Annotated in this window: 14 protein-coding genes; 4 read left to right on the forward strand and 10 right to left on the reverse strand. The window is 53.6% G+C overall.

Translation table 11 applies throughout. The features are described from left to right. Nucleotides 1-168: 168 nt before the first annotated feature. Complete coding sequence (locus ACFSB2_RS12510) at nt 169-1,095, forward strand: AraC family transcriptional regulator N-terminal domain-containing protein (RefSeq protein WP_377943472.1); 927 nt, start codon at nt 169-171, stop codon at nt 1,093-1,095. Between the two features lie 167 nt (nt 1,096-1,262). Here ACFSB2_RS12510 and ACFSB2_RS12515 read toward each other — a convergent pair whose 3' ends face one another. The 4 genes from ACFSB2_RS12515 to ACFSB2_RS12530 form a co-directional block, all read right to left on the reverse strand. After that, nucleotides 1,263-1,532 carry a CD3324 family protein gene (locus ACFSB2_RS12515; RefSeq protein ID WP_377943395.1) on the reverse strand — a complete coding sequence of 90 codons (270 nt, stop codon included), beginning with the start codon at nt 1,530-1,532 and terminating at the stop codon, nt 1,263-1,265. Between the two features lie 13 nt (nt 1,533-1,545). Continuing rightward, nucleotides 1,546-2,493 (reverse strand): hypothetical protein, encoded by a 948-nt coding sequence (locus tag ACFSB2_RS12520; protein ID WP_377943396.1) that lies wholly within the window; start codon nt 2,491-2,493, stop codon nt 1,546-1,548. 241 nt (nt 2,494-2,734) lie between these two features. Next, nucleotides 2,735-3,232 carry an NUDIX hydrolase gene (locus ACFSB2_RS12525; protein ID WP_377943397.1) on the reverse strand — a complete coding sequence of 166 codons (498 nt, stop codon included), beginning with the start codon at nt 3,230-3,232 and terminating at the stop codon, nt 2,735-2,737. 78 nt (nt 3,233-3,310) lie between these two features. Continuing rightward, a complete protein-coding gene (locus ACFSB2_RS12530) occupies nt 3,311-4,117 on the reverse strand; it encodes a phosphotransferase (RefSeq protein WP_377943398.1) in 807 nt (268 codons plus the stop codon). Nucleotides 4,118-4,410: 293 nt separating this feature from the next. On the opposite strand from ACFSB2_RS12530, the gene ACFSB2_RS12535 reads away from it, so the two are divergent. From ACFSB2_RS12535 to ACFSB2_RS12545, 3 genes are all read left to right on the forward strand, one after another. Next, nucleotides 4,411-5,367, forward strand: a complete 957-nt coding sequence (locus tag ACFSB2_RS12535; RefSeq protein ID WP_377943399.1) for a D-2-hydroxyacid dehydrogenase — start codon at nt 4,411-4,413, stop codon at nt 5,365-5,367. A 204-nt stretch (nt 5,368-5,571) separates the two neighbouring features. Further along, complete coding sequence (locus ACFSB2_RS12540) at nt 5,572-6,465, forward strand: phytanoyl-CoA dioxygenase family protein (RefSeq protein WP_377943400.1); 894 nt, start codon at nt 5,572-5,574, stop codon at nt 6,463-6,465. 355 nt (nt 6,466-6,820) lie between these two features. Then, nucleotides 6,821-7,342, forward strand: coding sequence for a Uma2 family endonuclease (locus tag ACFSB2_RS12545; RefSeq protein WP_377943401.1), 522 nt, complete (start codon nt 6,821-6,823; stop codon nt 7,340-7,342). A 170-nt stretch (nt 7,343-7,512) separates the two neighbouring features. On the opposite strand, the gene ACFSB2_RS12550 is transcribed toward ACFSB2_RS12545, so the two are convergent. The 6 genes from ACFSB2_RS12550 to ACFSB2_RS12575 form a co-directional block, all read right to left on the reverse strand. Then, nucleotides 7,513-8,601, reverse strand: a complete 1,089-nt coding sequence (locus ACFSB2_RS12550; protein WP_377943402.1) for an alanine racemase — start codon at nt 8,599-8,601, stop codon at nt 7,513-7,515. A gap of 40 nt (nt 8,602-8,641) precedes the next feature. After that, a complete protein-coding gene (locus ACFSB2_RS12555; RefSeq protein WP_377943403.1) occupies nt 8,642-10,258 on the reverse strand; it encodes an N-acyl-D-amino-acid deacylase family protein in 1,617 nt (538 codons plus the stop codon). 11 nt (nt 10,259-10,269) lie between these two features. Then, nucleotides 10,270-10,737, reverse strand: a complete 468-nt coding sequence (locus tag ACFSB2_RS12560; protein WP_377943404.1) for a RidA family protein — start codon at nt 10,735-10,737, stop codon at nt 10,270-10,272. A 48-nt stretch (nt 10,738-10,785) separates the two neighbouring features. After that, nucleotides 10,786-12,081: a (Fe-S)-binding protein gene (locus tag ACFSB2_RS12565; RefSeq protein WP_377943405.1), complete on the reverse strand. Its 1,296-nt coding sequence runs from the start codon at nt 12,079-12,081 to the stop codon at nt 10,786-10,788. Next, nucleotides 12,078-13,493, reverse strand: a complete 1,416-nt coding sequence (locus ACFSB2_RS12570; protein WP_377943406.1) for an FAD-binding oxidoreductase — start codon at nt 13,491-13,493, stop codon at nt 12,078-12,080. The genes ACFSB2_RS12565 and ACFSB2_RS12570 overlap by 4 nt, the downstream gene beginning before the upstream one ends. Before the next feature lie 171 nt (nt 13,494-13,664). Beyond that, the gene (locus ACFSB2_RS12575) at nt 13,665-14,891 is read right to left on the reverse strand and encodes an SH3 domain-containing protein (RefSeq protein ID WP_377943407.1); all 1,227 of its coding nucleotides are present in this window, start codon (nt 14,889-14,891) and stop codon (nt 13,665-13,667) included. Nucleotides 14,892-15,019 lie beyond the last annotated feature (128 nt).

Here is a 15,019-nt window from a genome sequence, read left to right on the forward strand (position 1 = left end):
ATTGTTTCCCTATCGGCCATGCGCCGATTTCAACCTTGCAAATTCATTATAGAAAGTACGCGCATCGTGTCGTTAGAGCAATCCTGTCTGATCCTTGCCTAATTCTCTTCCGCCTCCATATACTGAACGTAACATCCTGCCGGATAGGAGCCAGCCTACATGATCGCAATGCATGAATCACAACGCATGGAACACGCTTTGCAACAATTGGTGCGCTTGATACGTCAACATGCCCCGTCAGACGGCACACATCAGACCTACGTGCCTTCTTTGACCCTGATGCATGCAACCCAATTGTCCGAACCGTTCGAATCCGTATATACGCCATCCATTTGCGTCGTGGCACAAGGGGCAAAAATGGCTGCGCTAGCAGGAGAAAACTACAGATATGATCCCATGAGTTACCTGGTTACTTCCGTCGAATTGCCAATCGACGGGCGGCTCATTGAAGCTTCACGAGAGATCCCCTATTTGAGTTTGAAACTGAACTTTGACACCGATGTCATCCTGGATATCGTGCAGGGGATGAATCACTCGACTCCAGCTCCCACGATGGCCTGTCGCGGCATCACCGTGAGTAGGACATCACCCGCGTTACTTGAATCCCTCGTACGGCTCCTGGACTTGCTCGACACACCCCAGGACATTCCGATTCTCGCACCGCTTATCATTCGCGAAATCCTGTACCGAGTGCTGCAGGGTGACCAAGGCGCGAGTATCCGACAATTCGCGATCATCGGCAGCCATGCGCACAAAATCGCCCAAGCAATTCAGTTGATCAATCAGCAATACGACCGCCCACTCGTCATCGAGCAGATTGCGCAGTCGGTGAACCTGAGCACATCAGCCTTTCATAAACACTTTAAGCGCGTGACTTCGATGAGTCCGTTGCAATATCAGAAAACGGTCCGTTTGCAAGAAGCCCGGCGCTTAATGTTGACGGAGAACCTTCAAGCTTCCGAGGCGGCCTACCGTGTAGGCTATGAGAGCCCTTCCCAGTTTAGCCGGGAATATGCCCGGATGTATGGAAAACCACCGATGCTGGATGTTCAGGAGCTTCAAGGTGTGGTCGAAGGCTCCAATGATGAACTGTGAACGGTCCTTCCGTTCATGCCCCTCAATCGCATAGGACCACCTTATCCTGCTCCCTATATCCAGACTCCAATATACAAGGCCCTCGCTTTATACTTCTGGGCGATTTCATATATTCGATCACGTTTATTAACAATCATTTGATCCACGCTAGTGACCCCTTCCCACCGTCACTCGATTTGGTAGTCATAGATAATACCGCGAATCCGTTCTTCGCTTAAAGCGTACATTTCCGCCAGTTGCGCCACAGCAACCCCGCCTTGATATGCTTTCACAATCTTCGCGTTGCGCAACTCGAGTTCCTCCCTGATCCCTGTGCCAGTCCCCCACGATTTGCGTTCTACCTGTGGGACATACATGTGCTGTCCTTGCACGTATTTCTGGATTTCCTTGACGAGGGCTTCTGGCAATACATCTTTGGCATTGACGTATTTTTTCATGCCTGCCTCCTACTCAAACTGACTTCACTAAGCGGAGTTCAGCCAAGGAACCATACTCAAATCCCTCTGCGACCAGTTGAACTATCGTAGCAAAATTTCTGGAAGAAAAACGCCCAAACGTAAAATCGACGCCCAGCTGTTTCATAGACGCAATCACCGCTTGTAAATACCTTCTTTGCTCCTTTTGAGACAACGAAGCATTTGGTCTAAAATGGACACCAAAGGCCCTCGCTGTGAGCGCGCCGAAACTTGGATGTATGGAAGGGCTGACCTGGTAATAAGCTGCACCCACCACATCTACGTCTCCGTCTTTCAGCATCAGCACAACATGATCAGGCGTTTGCTCCGTGAACGCCTCCCGATAACGATCCGCCAAAAAATCTTCGCCGTCTTCTTTTAACATTTTATAAATATCGTTCATCTCTTCGTCCTTGACTGGTTCAACGCCAGAGACGTCCAAGTCTTCCGGCAGCGTCCACTCCTCGAGTTTCATATGCATTTGGGCGAAGTAATAATCATCCGATACGAACCCAAAGCTTTCCCAAAAGGATATCTCGGCATTGCGGATTTGCCCCGGATACAAATAGGTAATGCGATAAAGTTTCGATCCGCCAGTTTGCCGCACGGCATCACTGCATCTTGTCAGCAATTGACCTAAAATGGGCTCCCTTCCAGCCTCGACACCAAATTGAATGTACCCGTTCTTAGAAGTCGCAGAGATGTGGACTGACATCATGGCGACAATCGTGTTGTCATCGTCGAGCGCAACAAAGCCCTTGTGCGGACTGATGCTCCCTACGGGGAAAAACGTCTGTTGCAGCGATTCAGCGGTGTCCATCTTATTCACGTCATCCCGTTTTCTGATTTGACTGCGGATTCGAGTGAAAGTGGCTTTCTGCAACTGTGCAATCGCATGGAAATCATCATCAGGACGCAACTCACGGATAGACTGATTCGTCATTCGGGTCATCTCCTTTGGATTGGTGAGTTCATCTTGACATGCGGATGACAGCGGCAACAAGATTGAGGAATTTTTACACAATTTCTTAACGATCAGGATGGAGGTACTTTTTTGAGGCGGGCAAAAAATCACCAGCCAGGATGTCATTCAGCGGTGCTTCTGCCATATGGAATTCGCTTTCGTGGCGGCAAAAGTGGTAGATGGATGCATGGGATTCGTTGCCTTAACACTCGAGAGGGGATTAGTGAATCCCCACAGTTTTAAGCCATTTTAGATAGTACAGAACGCCGGATAAATCAATCCAACTAAAATCGATTTGGTGTGTGTCTATCAATCTTTCGAGTTCGTCAACAGAGATCCACTGTATTTGTTGAGTGGCATCCCCCGCTTGTGCTAGCTCACCGACAGCTTCGCAGCGAAAGTATATGCCCATAGAATCCACTGGCCCGTTTAAGGTTTGATAAACTGCAAATGGTTTCAAAACCTCAACATCCGTCAGAGCTTCGTTCGTCGTCATCCTTGAGTGTTCGCCATAAATATTTGTTACAGTCAGATTGGTTTCTTCCTTGACCTCTCTTTTGAGCGCGTCAACAATGGATTCAAATTCTTCTAATTGACCGCCAGGCAGCTCAAATGGCGTATGCTTCTCATGCGGCTTTACTCGCTGCTGGATGATAATCTCCCGCCCATTTGCACCACTTCTTTCAATAATCGCTCTAACATTGACAAACATGCGCATTCGCCAACTTTCCTTTTCTATTCGAAAAAATATGACGACCTTCAGTTATCGAGCCGCCGCAAACGTCATCCAGCAACTTCACAACAACAATAGATCCAACATATGATGAAACCGCATCCTGTCTTTGGGCAATTCGTCCACGCCATACGCGGCTAAAAAATCGTCTATCTCATTTTCACGTTGATTGAACTTAAAGCTCTGTAGCGCATAGTAAATATCATAGTAGGGATCAGCGAGGCCAGCACAATCAAAATCGATGAACGCGGAAATTTGCCCATCGCGAATGAGCACATTTCCGAGCCCATAATCCCCATGGGCAAATACGTATTCAGAAGCTTGCGGCTTATTCGCCTCCAATTGGCGCAAAACATCATCCAAAGACGTGGCGGCAAAGTTCGTTTTTGCCACCTCCATGACCTCATTCGGGCGCGTGGAAATATTGTGCCGCACCAGCTCCATACAATCATCTGGCAGAAGACTAGGCGTAGGATAAGCATCTGCCACAAGGCGATGAACGCGGGCAAGCCCCTCCCCCAACAAGGCGCCAAGGCTGGGTTGTCCGTCCTGTGCCACGTAGTCGCAGGCCAATTGCCCGTCTATCCACGTCATCAACAGATACTCGAATCGCCCATTGTCACTGTAATGATGCACCTTTGGCACAGGCAACTTCTTTTCCAACCACAACAAGGTCTGCCTCTCTGTAAACAGCGTCCCCATCGACTTATCTTCAATTTTCAGAATACACGGCTCGCCACTTCGCAAAGTCACGCGAAAGATGGCATGATAATGGCGTCCGCCATTTATCCTGGCAATGGAACCCTCGTCTATCATGTCTGGCAGCGCATCCGGCCACGGATACCCAAAAGTCGCTGTGCCATATCCCACTGTCGATCACGCTCCTATATCCATATTTATCAACTGGCTTGGGCTGGCCTTCATCTACCTTCCTCTAGTGAATATTTGACACCTAGGCTTCGCATTTCACAGACAGGAAAGCGCATTCATCACTTGCAACTCAATGGCGAACATACCGCCGCTTTTGGTAAACTAAAGTAAGTGAATCAGATGGACGTACAGATTGCCAACCACAGCGAGTTGGCCGTACGTTCCTCAGCTTAACATGAAACGACGCAATATTGATCTCGCGATAAACACATACACTCGAAGGAGGGCATCACATGCGCAAAATGGTGTTTGTGACCAAACTCGCCGCTACCCATCTCGCCAAGATCCAAAGCGCCGCCCCGGATTGGAAAATCATCCAGGGGAGAGATCCGGAGATTTGGCTGCCTCATCTGCATGATGCCGAAATCATCGGCGGATGGCATCGGCACATCATCAGCACGTGCCTGGAAGACCCGACTGCAAAGCTGCGTTGGATACATAATTGGGGCGCAGGCGTCAACCAACTCCCATTCGAAAAACTGCAGCAAAGAAACATCATGGTCACCAATTCAAGCGGCGTCCATGCATACCCCATTTCCGAAACCATTTTGGCCATGATGCTCACCTTGACGCGCCGCATTCATCTGTATGTGCGCAACCAGATGGTTAAGAAATGGGATCATGCAAATCTGTCGCTGGAGATGCACGGGAAAACCGTCGGCATCCTCGGCGTTGGCGCCATCGGATCGGAAACGGCAAAATTGTGCAAGGCGTTTGGCATGCGTGTGTTGGGATTGCGGCGCTCTGGTACGTCCGCTGCAAATGTGGACGAGATGTATGATGTCAATGGATTGACGGCCCTGCTCGCTAACAGCGACTATGTCGTCAATACACTCCCGTTGACAGAAGAATCGTATCACCTCATCGGAAAAAGCGAATTTGAAACGATGAAGCCGTCTGCCTTCTACATCAACATCGGCCGGGGGAACACCACCGATGAGCCTGCCTTGGTGGAAGCCTTGCAGACAGGGCAAATTGCTGGCGCTGGCCTCGACGTGTTTGCACAAGAGCCGTTGGCAGCGGACAGTCCACTGTGGGAAATGGAAAATGTGGTGATGACGCCCCATTCGTCGGGATCGACCGCCCATTACGACGAACGGGTCATCGAGATTTTCCTCCCAAACCTAGAGACCTATCTCAGTGGGCAGGAACCGACCATCAATCGAGTGAATCTGGAGTTGCAGTATTAGTGATGAGGGATTGAGCGAGCATGGGGATGTTCAAAGACGGATACAGTTTGTCGTTGACGCCCTGCCACGATATAAACCTTCCCTTCCAGTAATTGTTGATTATCTGGATTTCTCCAATGCAAGAAATCTCGGTTCCCTCACCAATTGAAACCGTATACAATGATGATATACGATGCGATTTGTTGGATTCTGGGAGGCAACGTGATGCTAAAGGGGAAGGTTCTTTCAGGAACTGATATTGAGCAGTTTATGGAACACGGGTGGGTCCGTGTACCACTGGCATACTCACGCAAAGCAGCATTAGCGGCCCAAGAGGTGCTATGGGAACAGGTAGAGAAACGCGGGGCCATCCGGTCTGCCCCATCTACTTGGACGCAGCCAATGATTCAGATTAACGAAAACTACGACACGCCCGAATTCCGGGCATGTGACACGGAGAGACTGTCGGACGCCATTGAAGATTTGGTGGGAATTGGGCGGTGGATAGGAAGGGGTACGCCAAACCGCTGGGGTTGGTGGCCAGTCAATTTTGCGAAAGGCGCTCAATCGGAGTGGGATGTCCCCAAGGATGGATGGCACTGGGACGGAATCCATTTCCGACATCATGTTAATAGTCCCGAACAAGGGCTACTATGTCTATGTATGTTTTCGGACATTGGCAAACATGGCGGTGGTACTGTCATTGCCGAGGGGTCTCATAAAGTAGTCGCGCGCTTTTTGGCAACTCAGCCGGAAGGCATCGAACTTGGCGAAGGTATTCGTACGGTAAATCAGGGTCACGAATGGTTCCGCAAACTCACCGGGCAATACGAGCGCGAGTCCGATGCGTCAAATGTAAACCGAGTGGATTACTTCATGCATCACACGTTTGTCGATGCGGACGGAATCAGCCTTCGAGTCAGCGAGACGACTGCAGAGGCGGGCGATGTCATCCTTTGCCATCCGTTCCTTTACCATGCTGCTTCTCAAAATCTGTCAGGCGTTCCGCGATTCATGTGTAACCGGACGACACCGTTGCATGATAGAATGAATCTGAATCGAAGCGTTGTAGAAGATTACTCACCTTTGGAACTCAGTATAAGGAACGCGCTGTCATAGACTGCTTTTATATGATGTCCGCCGGATCGACTTCAATGCGGTCCGGCTTTTGGTGGTGTTGAAAGGGTACGAGAGACCGTTCAAGCGGCATCCGCATCATGAGTTCCAATGTTTATGGTCGAGCGCGACTTTCAGGACTATACTAAAACATACACTCCTGCCAGCGCGAACTGACAGAATCTCTGTACCCAGCAACCTATAGGAGCGGCTATTTCTTTGTATCCCCTTGTTGAAGCAGGGGGTCGACCAGGTCTTATGCCGACTCCTTGAGAAATAGGCGCATGTATAGGTGCAGATGGCTTCCCGGCACTCTACGAATGTCCACAGGTGTGAATCGCTGATTGGAGGTATAAACGTGGAGCAGGCACCGAATCGCAGCACACCCGAGCGTTACGAGATCATTGATGGTGTAATTTATGACATGTCGCCATCGCCTAACACGAGGCATCAAATCATTTCAAGCAATTTACATGGTACATTCTACGCCTACCTGAAAGGCAAAGCGTGCAGGGTATTTTCTGCCCCGTTTGACGTGTACCTAAAGGATGGCGTCGACGAATGGGTGATTCCAGACCTGACTATTGTTTGCGACCTATCCAAGCTACAAGACAAGGGCTGTGTCGGTGCACCTGATCTCGTTGTAGAAATTTTATCAAAGGCAACTGCAGTGAAGGATAGAACCGTAAAGCTCAAACTTTATCGAGCGGCGGGCATCAAAGAATACTGGATTGTCGATCCGAATTTTGGAACAGTCGAAGTGTACAAATTCGGCGACAATGTATTTTCCACTCCCGAAGTTTATGAAGCAAAAGACACCCTAAAAGTTGGGATCTTCGAAGATTTGGAAATTAAAATGAGCGAAATATTCGAGGATTGACGGTACACAACGACAAAACCACCATCCACGAATGCAAACACACTTCAACTTTTCAGGCTTCATCACTTGCGAGTCCATGGGCCAACATCAATCATAAGCACACGTATTGCCTCACTATGCCACGAGCCCACGTTAAAGGAACTCGTGGCGTACCCAAGTGGTCTGACTGACTAATCCAGCTTCCCCCGCGCGGCAATCTCCACGCGCTCCAGGCCTTCGTTTCGCTGCAGGATCGCAAAATTATGCAGATTCACCGTGCTGCAGATGTGATTCGGGATGATTTCCAGTTGATCCCCCACCGCGATGTCCGCAGCGGCGGGGATGCGAATCATGCCGTGCTCTTCGGTCATCCGCTCAAATACCGCCTCCGGATGGCCGCAGACGGCGCCAAATCCCTTCAAGTGTAAAGGCGCGGTGTTCGGCTGCACATCGGTCGCAAACGTCTTGCTGCCGCCGTCCACAATGACCAAATCGGCTTTCGGCCGACTGACGACCGTCACGACGACGCACGCGGCGCACTCAGCCAAGCTGTGGACGCCAAACGCCGCCTGCATCCGGTCGCCAAACACATATGTACCTGGCCGAATCTCCGTAATCCCCTCAACTTGGGCGACAAATTCCGCCGTCGGTGTCGATCCGACGCTGACGTCCTGCAGATGGATGCCGCTGGCCCGGATATCCCCTGCCAGTTTCGCCATCAGTTCGCCCTCTTCACGTCCAGCCGCTGCCGTGTCCAGCGTCGGCGCGCCGTCGAGCAAGGCGCCGCGGTATGTGTAGATGCCCGTGAGTTCCAGATTGTCCAGTTGCTGAATGGCCTGCGCCAGGGCAACGGCATCCTGATACCCTACACCCGTCCTGTTCAGCCCGGTGTCTATCTCCAAACGCACGGCCAGCGTCTGCTGGTTGCGTGCGGCTACCTCCGACAACTTCTGTGCGCCGACGAGGCTGTCCACCGCCACAATCATCTTGATCCGCTTGGCTAACTGCAGCGCCCGCTCAATCTTCGATTCCACCACCAACGGATAGGCAATGAAGATGTTGTCGATGCCGTGCGCCTGCATCACTTCTGCCTCCGACACTTTCGCAACCGTGATGCCCGATGCACCCGCCGCCAACTGCCGCTTGGCTATCGCGGGGATTTTGTGTGTCTTTGCATGCGGGCGCAATTGGATGCCGTTTTTCTGGGCAATGGCGGCCATGCGCTCGATGTTCTGCAACATCTTCGCCTCGTCAATCAGCAAATACGGTGTTTCAACCATCACAACAGCCTCCCTCCATTTTTCCAAGTGATGCAAGACCTCAGCACACGCTGGCATGCTTGCGATGAATCAACTGCCCGGGATGCGCGCCAACGGCATTGCCTCGCTCGCAGACCAGTTCGCCGTTGACAAGCACATAGGCCAGCCCCGGCGCAAACTGCTTCGGCTCCGCATAGGTGGCTGCATCCGAAAATGCCGCAAAATCAAACACCACGACATCTGCCACATATCCCGGCAACAACCGCCCCCGCTGACCCAGTTGGAAACGATCCACCGCAAAGCTCGTGACTTTTTGCACGGCCTGTTCGAGTGTCAGCACACCGCTCTCACGCACGTACTTGGAGATGAAGCGCGGAAAAGTGCCGTACAGTCGCGGATGCGGATGCCCTTCGCGCGACGGCAGGCCGTCACTGCCCACGGTCGCATGTTCAAAAGCCAACACGCGCTCGACATCCGCATCGGCCATGTGGTGAATGACAATGGTCCCGATGCCTTCTGTGGCTTCAATCACGCGGAAATACGCTTCCACCGCGTCACAGTGCAGCATCTCCGCCACTTCAGCGATGGACTTGCCCTGATAGATTTGGCTGCCAGCGCTTGAAGTCAAAACCACGCGCTCCCAGCCCGTGATCAAAGCGACATTCTCCCAGCCGTCGCCCTGGGCCGCCAGCGCTTGCGCCACACGCGCTCGCGTTTGCGCGTCGGCTAAGTGCGCCAACACGCCGCCTACACCGTCTTGCAACATCCACGGCGGCAACAAGGAAAGCAATGTCGTGCTGCCAGCCGCATATGGATACGCGTCACAGGTCACATCTAGACCTGCGGACCTAGCCGCGCGAATCCGTTGAATCGCCTTGTCCACCGTTCCCCAATTGTGTCGACCGACCGCTTTCAGATGGGAAATGTGCAGAGAGACGTTGCTGGCCTGCGCCATCTCCAGCATTTCCTCAATCGACGGCAGGAGCAAATCCCCTTCGCCGCGGATGTGAGCGGTGACAATGCCGTCGTAGGACTTCACCGTCTGGGCCAGCGCAATCAACTCTTCCTTGTCCGCGAAACAGCCTGGCGTGTACATCAGCCCCAGTGATAGTCCCAGCGCCCCCGCGGCCATCGCCTCGGCCAACAGTTGTTGCATCTGGGTGATTTCCGCTGGTGTCGCCCGCCTGTCGGCAAACCCCATGACGCGTACGCGCAGTGGACCATGGCCGACCAATGCGCCGACATTGACACTTTGCTCGGTCGTTTCAAGCGCCTCGTAATAATCGCCAATGTTCAGATAGCCAAAAGATTGCTGCTTTTCTCCCCAGCGCCCCAGCACAGGTTCCACATAGGCGCGCAAAGCGTCACGCAAGGCCTCGTCCACGGGCATCGGCGCCACACTGTGCCCGCAATTGCCGATGATGGTGGTGGTGATGCCCTGCATCAGTTTGTACGGGAGTTCGTGGTCGTGCAGGACTGCCAAATCATCGTGCGCGTGCACATCAATGAATCCTGGGCAAACCATGAGTCCCTCCGCTTCAATCACCCGCTTTGCCGGTTCAGTGATGCTTGGGCCCACTTCGCGAATCTGGCCGTCACTGATGGCCAAATCGCCGACAAACCGCGGCCGCCCCGTCCCATCCACGATGGTGCCGCGGCGAATCAGCACATCGAACATCGCCATCCCCCTCAAGCGTCCGCCTTGATTTGCACAATCATTTCGATCTCGACCGGCGTATCAAACGGCAACTCCGGCGCGGCAATGGCAGAACGCGCGTGCCGACCTGCTTCGCCAAACACCTCTTCCAACAGCGTCGACGCCCCATTGATGACATACGGCTGCTCGACAAATCCCGGCGCGCTGTTGACGAAGGCCAACAGTTTCACAACACGCTCCACCCTGTCCAAGTCACCCAAGTGCGCCTGTAAAACGGAAAGCAGGTTGATCATCGTCTGACGCGCAGCCGCCTGCCCCTGCTCAATGGTCAAATCGCGCCCCAGCTTGCCCTTATACATCAATTCACCATTGATGCGGCAGTCGTTGCCCGAGGTGTAGACCAAGTTGTTCACCGTGACTGCAGGCACATAAACCGCCGCAGGCGCGGGTGGTTCTGACAGCGTGATCCCCATATTCGCCAATCGTTCCAAAACCGTCATGTAGACGCCTCCTTCGCAGCGCTCATTTTGGCGCTTGCCCCTCTAAATTTACAACTCCACAACGCGATCCAATAAGTCAACGACGTGCACCGCTTCCATCACATCCCCCAGCCCCGCCCGCGCAATGCCCTTTTTCATCTGCAACAGGCAGCCTGGATTGGCCGTGACCACAATATCCGGCTTCGTCGCTTTGACGTGGTTCATCTTGTCGTCCAAAATCTGCATGGACATGTCAAAATTCGTAATGTTGTAGATGCCAGCCGACCCACAACAACTGTCTGCGAACGGCAGTTCGACATACTCCACGCCAGGAATTTGGCGGATGAGCTCGCGCGGTTGGTTGCGAACGCCCTGTCCGTGCGCCAGGTGACAGGAATCCTGGTAGGTCACGCGCGCGTTGAGTGGTTTGGTGATTTCAAGCGGCGGCAATTCGGCCAACAGTTCATTGACATCGCGCATTTTAGCCACAAAGTCCTTGGCGCGCGCTGCCCACTCTGCATCGTCCGCCAGCCAATGGTGATATTCCTTCAACGCAGCGCCGCAGCCGCCTGCATTGTTGACCATCAGATCCACACCCGCCTGCTCAAAAGCGACAATATTGCGCTTGGCCAATTCCACCGCCTCGCGCTTCTCTCCCGAATGCGCATGCAGCGCGCCGCAACAAGCTTGCTGCTCGACAAAGACCACTTCACACCCCGCCTTTGCCAGCAGACGGGCTGTCGCCTGATTGGTCTCGTAGAACACGACATCCATGATGCAACCTGTGAACAGCCCCACCCGCAAGGGGTTGCCTTTCTTCGATCCCGCCGCTTTGACGACCTGCTGGCGCCGCTTGCGCTGGCTTGGCGAGGCGACCTTGCCTACCGCAGTCTGCATCTCAGCCATTTCGCGCGGCAAAATCCGCATCAGACCGGTCCGGTCGGCAAATTTCTGCAACCCTGTCGCCTGCAAGGACCAGAGGACATTGCCCACCGCCTGCATGCGTTTGGGGTGGTTGAACAGATGCTTGAACGTCATTTTCCGCGTAAACGACTGTTTGCCCTGGCGTTTTTTCGTGTCCTCCACGACCTCCCGCGCCGTTTCGATCAAACCGCCATATTGCACACCTGCCGGACAGGCCGTCTCACAGGCGCGACAACCGAGACAGGCGTACATGTTCTGCTCAAACTCCGCATCCACAGGCAATTTGCCTTCAGCGACGCCTTTCATCAAAGCGATGCGCCCGCGCGGGCTGTAAGTTTCCAGTCCGGTCTGCTGAAATGTCGGGCATGTGGGCAAACAAAACCCGCAGTGCATGCAGTTGAGTATTTCATCCATATCAAATTTGTTAAGGCTGTCACTCATGCTTCCCTCACCACGATTCTGTTGCGCGCAGATTTTGCGACCACTTTGCCAGGGTTCATAATGCCATTGGGATCGAACGCAGATTTGATGGCCGTCATCAATTCAATGCCGCCTTCACCGACGCGTTGCGGCAGATACTTCATTTTCGCCATGCCCACGCCGTGCTCGCCGGTGATGGTGCCGCCCAATTGCAAGGCCGTGAGAAAAATCTCCTCAAAGGCTTCTTCGACACGGGCGATCTCCTCGGTGTCGCGCTCGTCGGTCATGCACGTGGGATGTAAATTGCCATCGCCCGCATGCCCAAACGTGCAGATTTGCACGTGATGCTTCTCGGCAATGCGCACCACAGCCTCGACCATCTCCGCCAACCGAGCGCGTGGCACCGTGGCGTCCTCCAAAATCGTCGTCGGGCGCAGACGCGACAGCGCGGCCAAAGCGGACCGCCTGGCTGCCATCAGCTTGGCCCCTTCCTCTGCCGTCTTGGCCAGTTGGACATCCAGTGCGCCTGCCGCCTTGGCGATGTCCGAAATCCGTTCGATATCGTGAATCACCTGCGCTTCGGCGCCGTCTTGCTCAATCAAGAGCATCGCGGCCACATCACGCGGCAAACCCAGTTTGGCGAAATCATCGACGACACGCATGGTCGCCTGATCCAGAAACTCCATCGTCGCGGGGATGATCTTGGCCGCGACAATGCGCTCCACAATCCGCGCCGCGTCGACCATCGTGTTGCAAAACACGACGATGGTCCGCTTCGTCTCCGGCAACGGCAACAGTTTGAGCGTCAATTCGGTGATGACAGCCAGTGTCCCCTCTGATCCGACGAGCAGCCTCGTCAAATCATAACCAGCGACATCCTTGTAGTTCTTGCCGCCGCAGCGCAGGATTTCTCCGGTTGGCAACACGTATTCAAGCCCCATGACGTAATCCTTGGTCACACCGTATTTCAAGCCGCGCATGCCCCCAGCGCACTGCGCGACGTTCCCGCCGATGGTTGAAATCCGCATGCTGCCTGGATCCGGCGGGTAAAACAAACCCACGGCTTCTACCGCCTGGTGGAATTGCGCGGTCACCAAGCCAGGGCCTACGGTGGCTGTCAAATTTTGCTCGTCAATCTCATAGATTCGATTGAACCGCGTCATGTTCAGCACAATACCACCCTCAACAGGGATGGTGCCACCAGCCAGATTCGTGCCGGATCCGCGCGGAATCACTGGGATGCGCCGCTCATTTGCCAACTTCAGCACAGCCGCCACTTGCGCGTTCGTCGTTGGCATAACCACCACGTCGGGCATCGACTGCACAATGGGCGTCGCATCGAATGAATACGCGTACAGCTCATTTGGCGTCCCGAGCACTCCTTCGGCGCCGACAATCTGTATCAGTTGATCGATTACTTCATTTTCCAACATCGTACAGAAACGCCTCCAAAATATATGAAATCCACCTATTCTGTAAATAAAGTTGATACCTTTGCGCTGCGCCATCCGCGATGCTCCGATTGACTGATTTTCAGGGTTCTGTTGGTGCGGGATGCATCACGCATGGCGGTCTATCCGGAAAATCACGCGGTAAAATTGTGATCATATGCCCATCAATGTCCCGCCCGTCGTCAGTGACGCCAGATAGGACTTGCCCGCTTTCGTCTCGATGTTCAGCGTGGAAACCATGACTTGATTGACTGGGATCTCCTTGCCTGCCTGCACATACCCGGCAAAATCGTGAATGACGTAATGCCTGTCGCCAACGGCGCCGAGGTAAACCATCGTGTGCCCCGGCATATACAGCAGATCCCCAGATCCCAGTTCAGCCAATCGTCGACCGCGTTCAGTGGCCATCATCTCTACCGGGAAGGCGATTTTTGTCGGCAAAGACACCTCCTGAGCGCCCGCGTCGCGCGGCATTTGCACGCCCATGGTCCGGTAGACGTCCATCACGAAACTGGAACAATCATGCACGCCGAGCCGCCCGCCCCAGCCATAGCGCTCATGGAGCAGGGAAAACGCCACCTCCAGCACTGTGGCGCGCCTGAATGGCAACCAGCCTACGTGAACATGCGCGCTGCGCAGATAAGCTGGATGCATCTCCAATTCGCCGCTTTGACCACGCACTGGCAACAGCACGCATGTCTGACCAATGCTGCTTTGCCGTCCCAGCGGGCCTGTTTTCGCTGCCAAGGGCAGCCGGGCGGCAAACTCAACCCATCTGCGCGACACCGCCCCATCGTAGGGTTGAGGCTCGGTCACGGCCTGCGGCGCAGTGACTACGGCAAACGGTTGATCCGCTGCCTGATAAGCCGCAAACGTCGTCCAAGAAGTCAATGCAACCGCTTCCTTGACGACAAACCCACGGTAAGTGGCTGCGTACACGTACACCCACTGCCCATCCGCGCTTTCCCCAACGATGACGATCGGTTCAAACGTGTGCAACGTCGTATCCTGGAACTGATCAAACTCCCGGTCAAAAGGCGAACGATAGGCTTCTATGTGTGTAGCCCAGCGCCGCACATCCGCGCACCGCACCGCGAATCCTGGGGTCGCCTGGCAACGGCGGACAGACGAAGACGCGCAAATCGCATCCCACTGTTGTTCATCAATTGCTTCTCCATCTTGATTATACAGCAGTTGCGTGGGCCGCGAAGGCATGACCACCGGAAACTGATTGGTTTCAGTCAAGCAATTTAACTTTCCCGCTTGTCGCAGTCGTGCATTGCATCCGTCAATCGAATATGACCTGTCTTTGCTGTCATAGCTCAACCAATAAGCGGGCTGGAGCATATCTGCTGTCACCCCAGGAAGCAGTTCTTCCACTAGTTTTCCACCTCATTTTTTGCGATCTATCGAGAACTACGGGCCAATTTGCCCGAATATTCTTTTATACTGAGTTTATCATCCTCATCTCGTATAGAAGCATGTTTACGCAATGGAACAACATTCGC

It is taken from the genome of Alicyclobacillus fodiniaquatilis, from assembly GCF_042678105.1.
GTDB lineage: Bacteria > Bacillota > Bacilli > Alicyclobacillales > Alicyclobacillaceae > Alicyclobacillus > Alicyclobacillus fodiniaquatilis.

What these genes read in the sequence shown, in the direction of transcription:
- ACFSB2_RS12510 (WP_377943472.1), top strand. Translation starts at nt 169, where the DNA reads ATGCATGAATCACAACGCATGGAACACGCTTTGCAACAATTGGTGCGC.
- ACFSB2_RS12515 (WP_377943395.1), bottom strand. Translation starts at nt 1,532, where the DNA reads ATGAAAAAATACGTCAATGCCAAAGATGTATTGCCAGAAGCCCTCGTC.
- ACFSB2_RS12520 (WP_377943396.1), bottom strand. Translation starts at nt 2,493, where the DNA reads ATGACGAATCAGTCTATCCGTGAGTTGCGTCCTGATGATGATTTCCAT.
- ACFSB2_RS12525 (WP_377943397.1), bottom strand. Translation starts at nt 3,232, where the DNA reads ATGCGCATGTTTGTCAATGTTAGAGCGATTATTGAAAGAAGTGGTGCA.
- ACFSB2_RS12535 (WP_377943399.1), top strand. Translation starts at nt 4,411, where the DNA reads ATGCGCAAAATGGTGTTTGTGACCAAACTCGCCGCTACCCATCTCGCC.
- ACFSB2_RS12540 (WP_377943400.1), top strand. Translation starts at nt 5,572, where the DNA reads ATGCTAAAGGGGAAGGTTCTTTCAGGAACTGATATTGAGCAGTTTATG.
- ACFSB2_RS12550 (WP_377943402.1), bottom strand. Translation starts at nt 8,601, where the DNA reads ATGGTTGAAACACCGTATTTGCTGATTGACGAGGCGAAGATGTTGCAG.
- ACFSB2_RS12555 (WP_377943403.1), bottom strand. Translation starts at nt 10,258, where the DNA reads ATGTTCGATGTGCTGATTCGCCGCGGCACCATCGTGGATGGGACGGGG.
- ACFSB2_RS12560 (WP_377943404.1), bottom strand. Translation starts at nt 10,737, where the DNA reads ATGACGGTTTTGGAACGATTGGCGAATATGGGGATCACGCTGTCAGAA.
- ACFSB2_RS12565 (WP_377943405.1), bottom strand. Translation starts at nt 12,081, where the DNA reads ATGAGTGACAGCCTTAACAAATTTGATATGGATGAAATACTCAACTGC.
- ACFSB2_RS12570 (WP_377943406.1), bottom strand. Translation starts at nt 13,493, where the DNA reads ATGTTGGAAAATGAAGTAATCGATCAACTGATACAGATTGTCGGCGCC.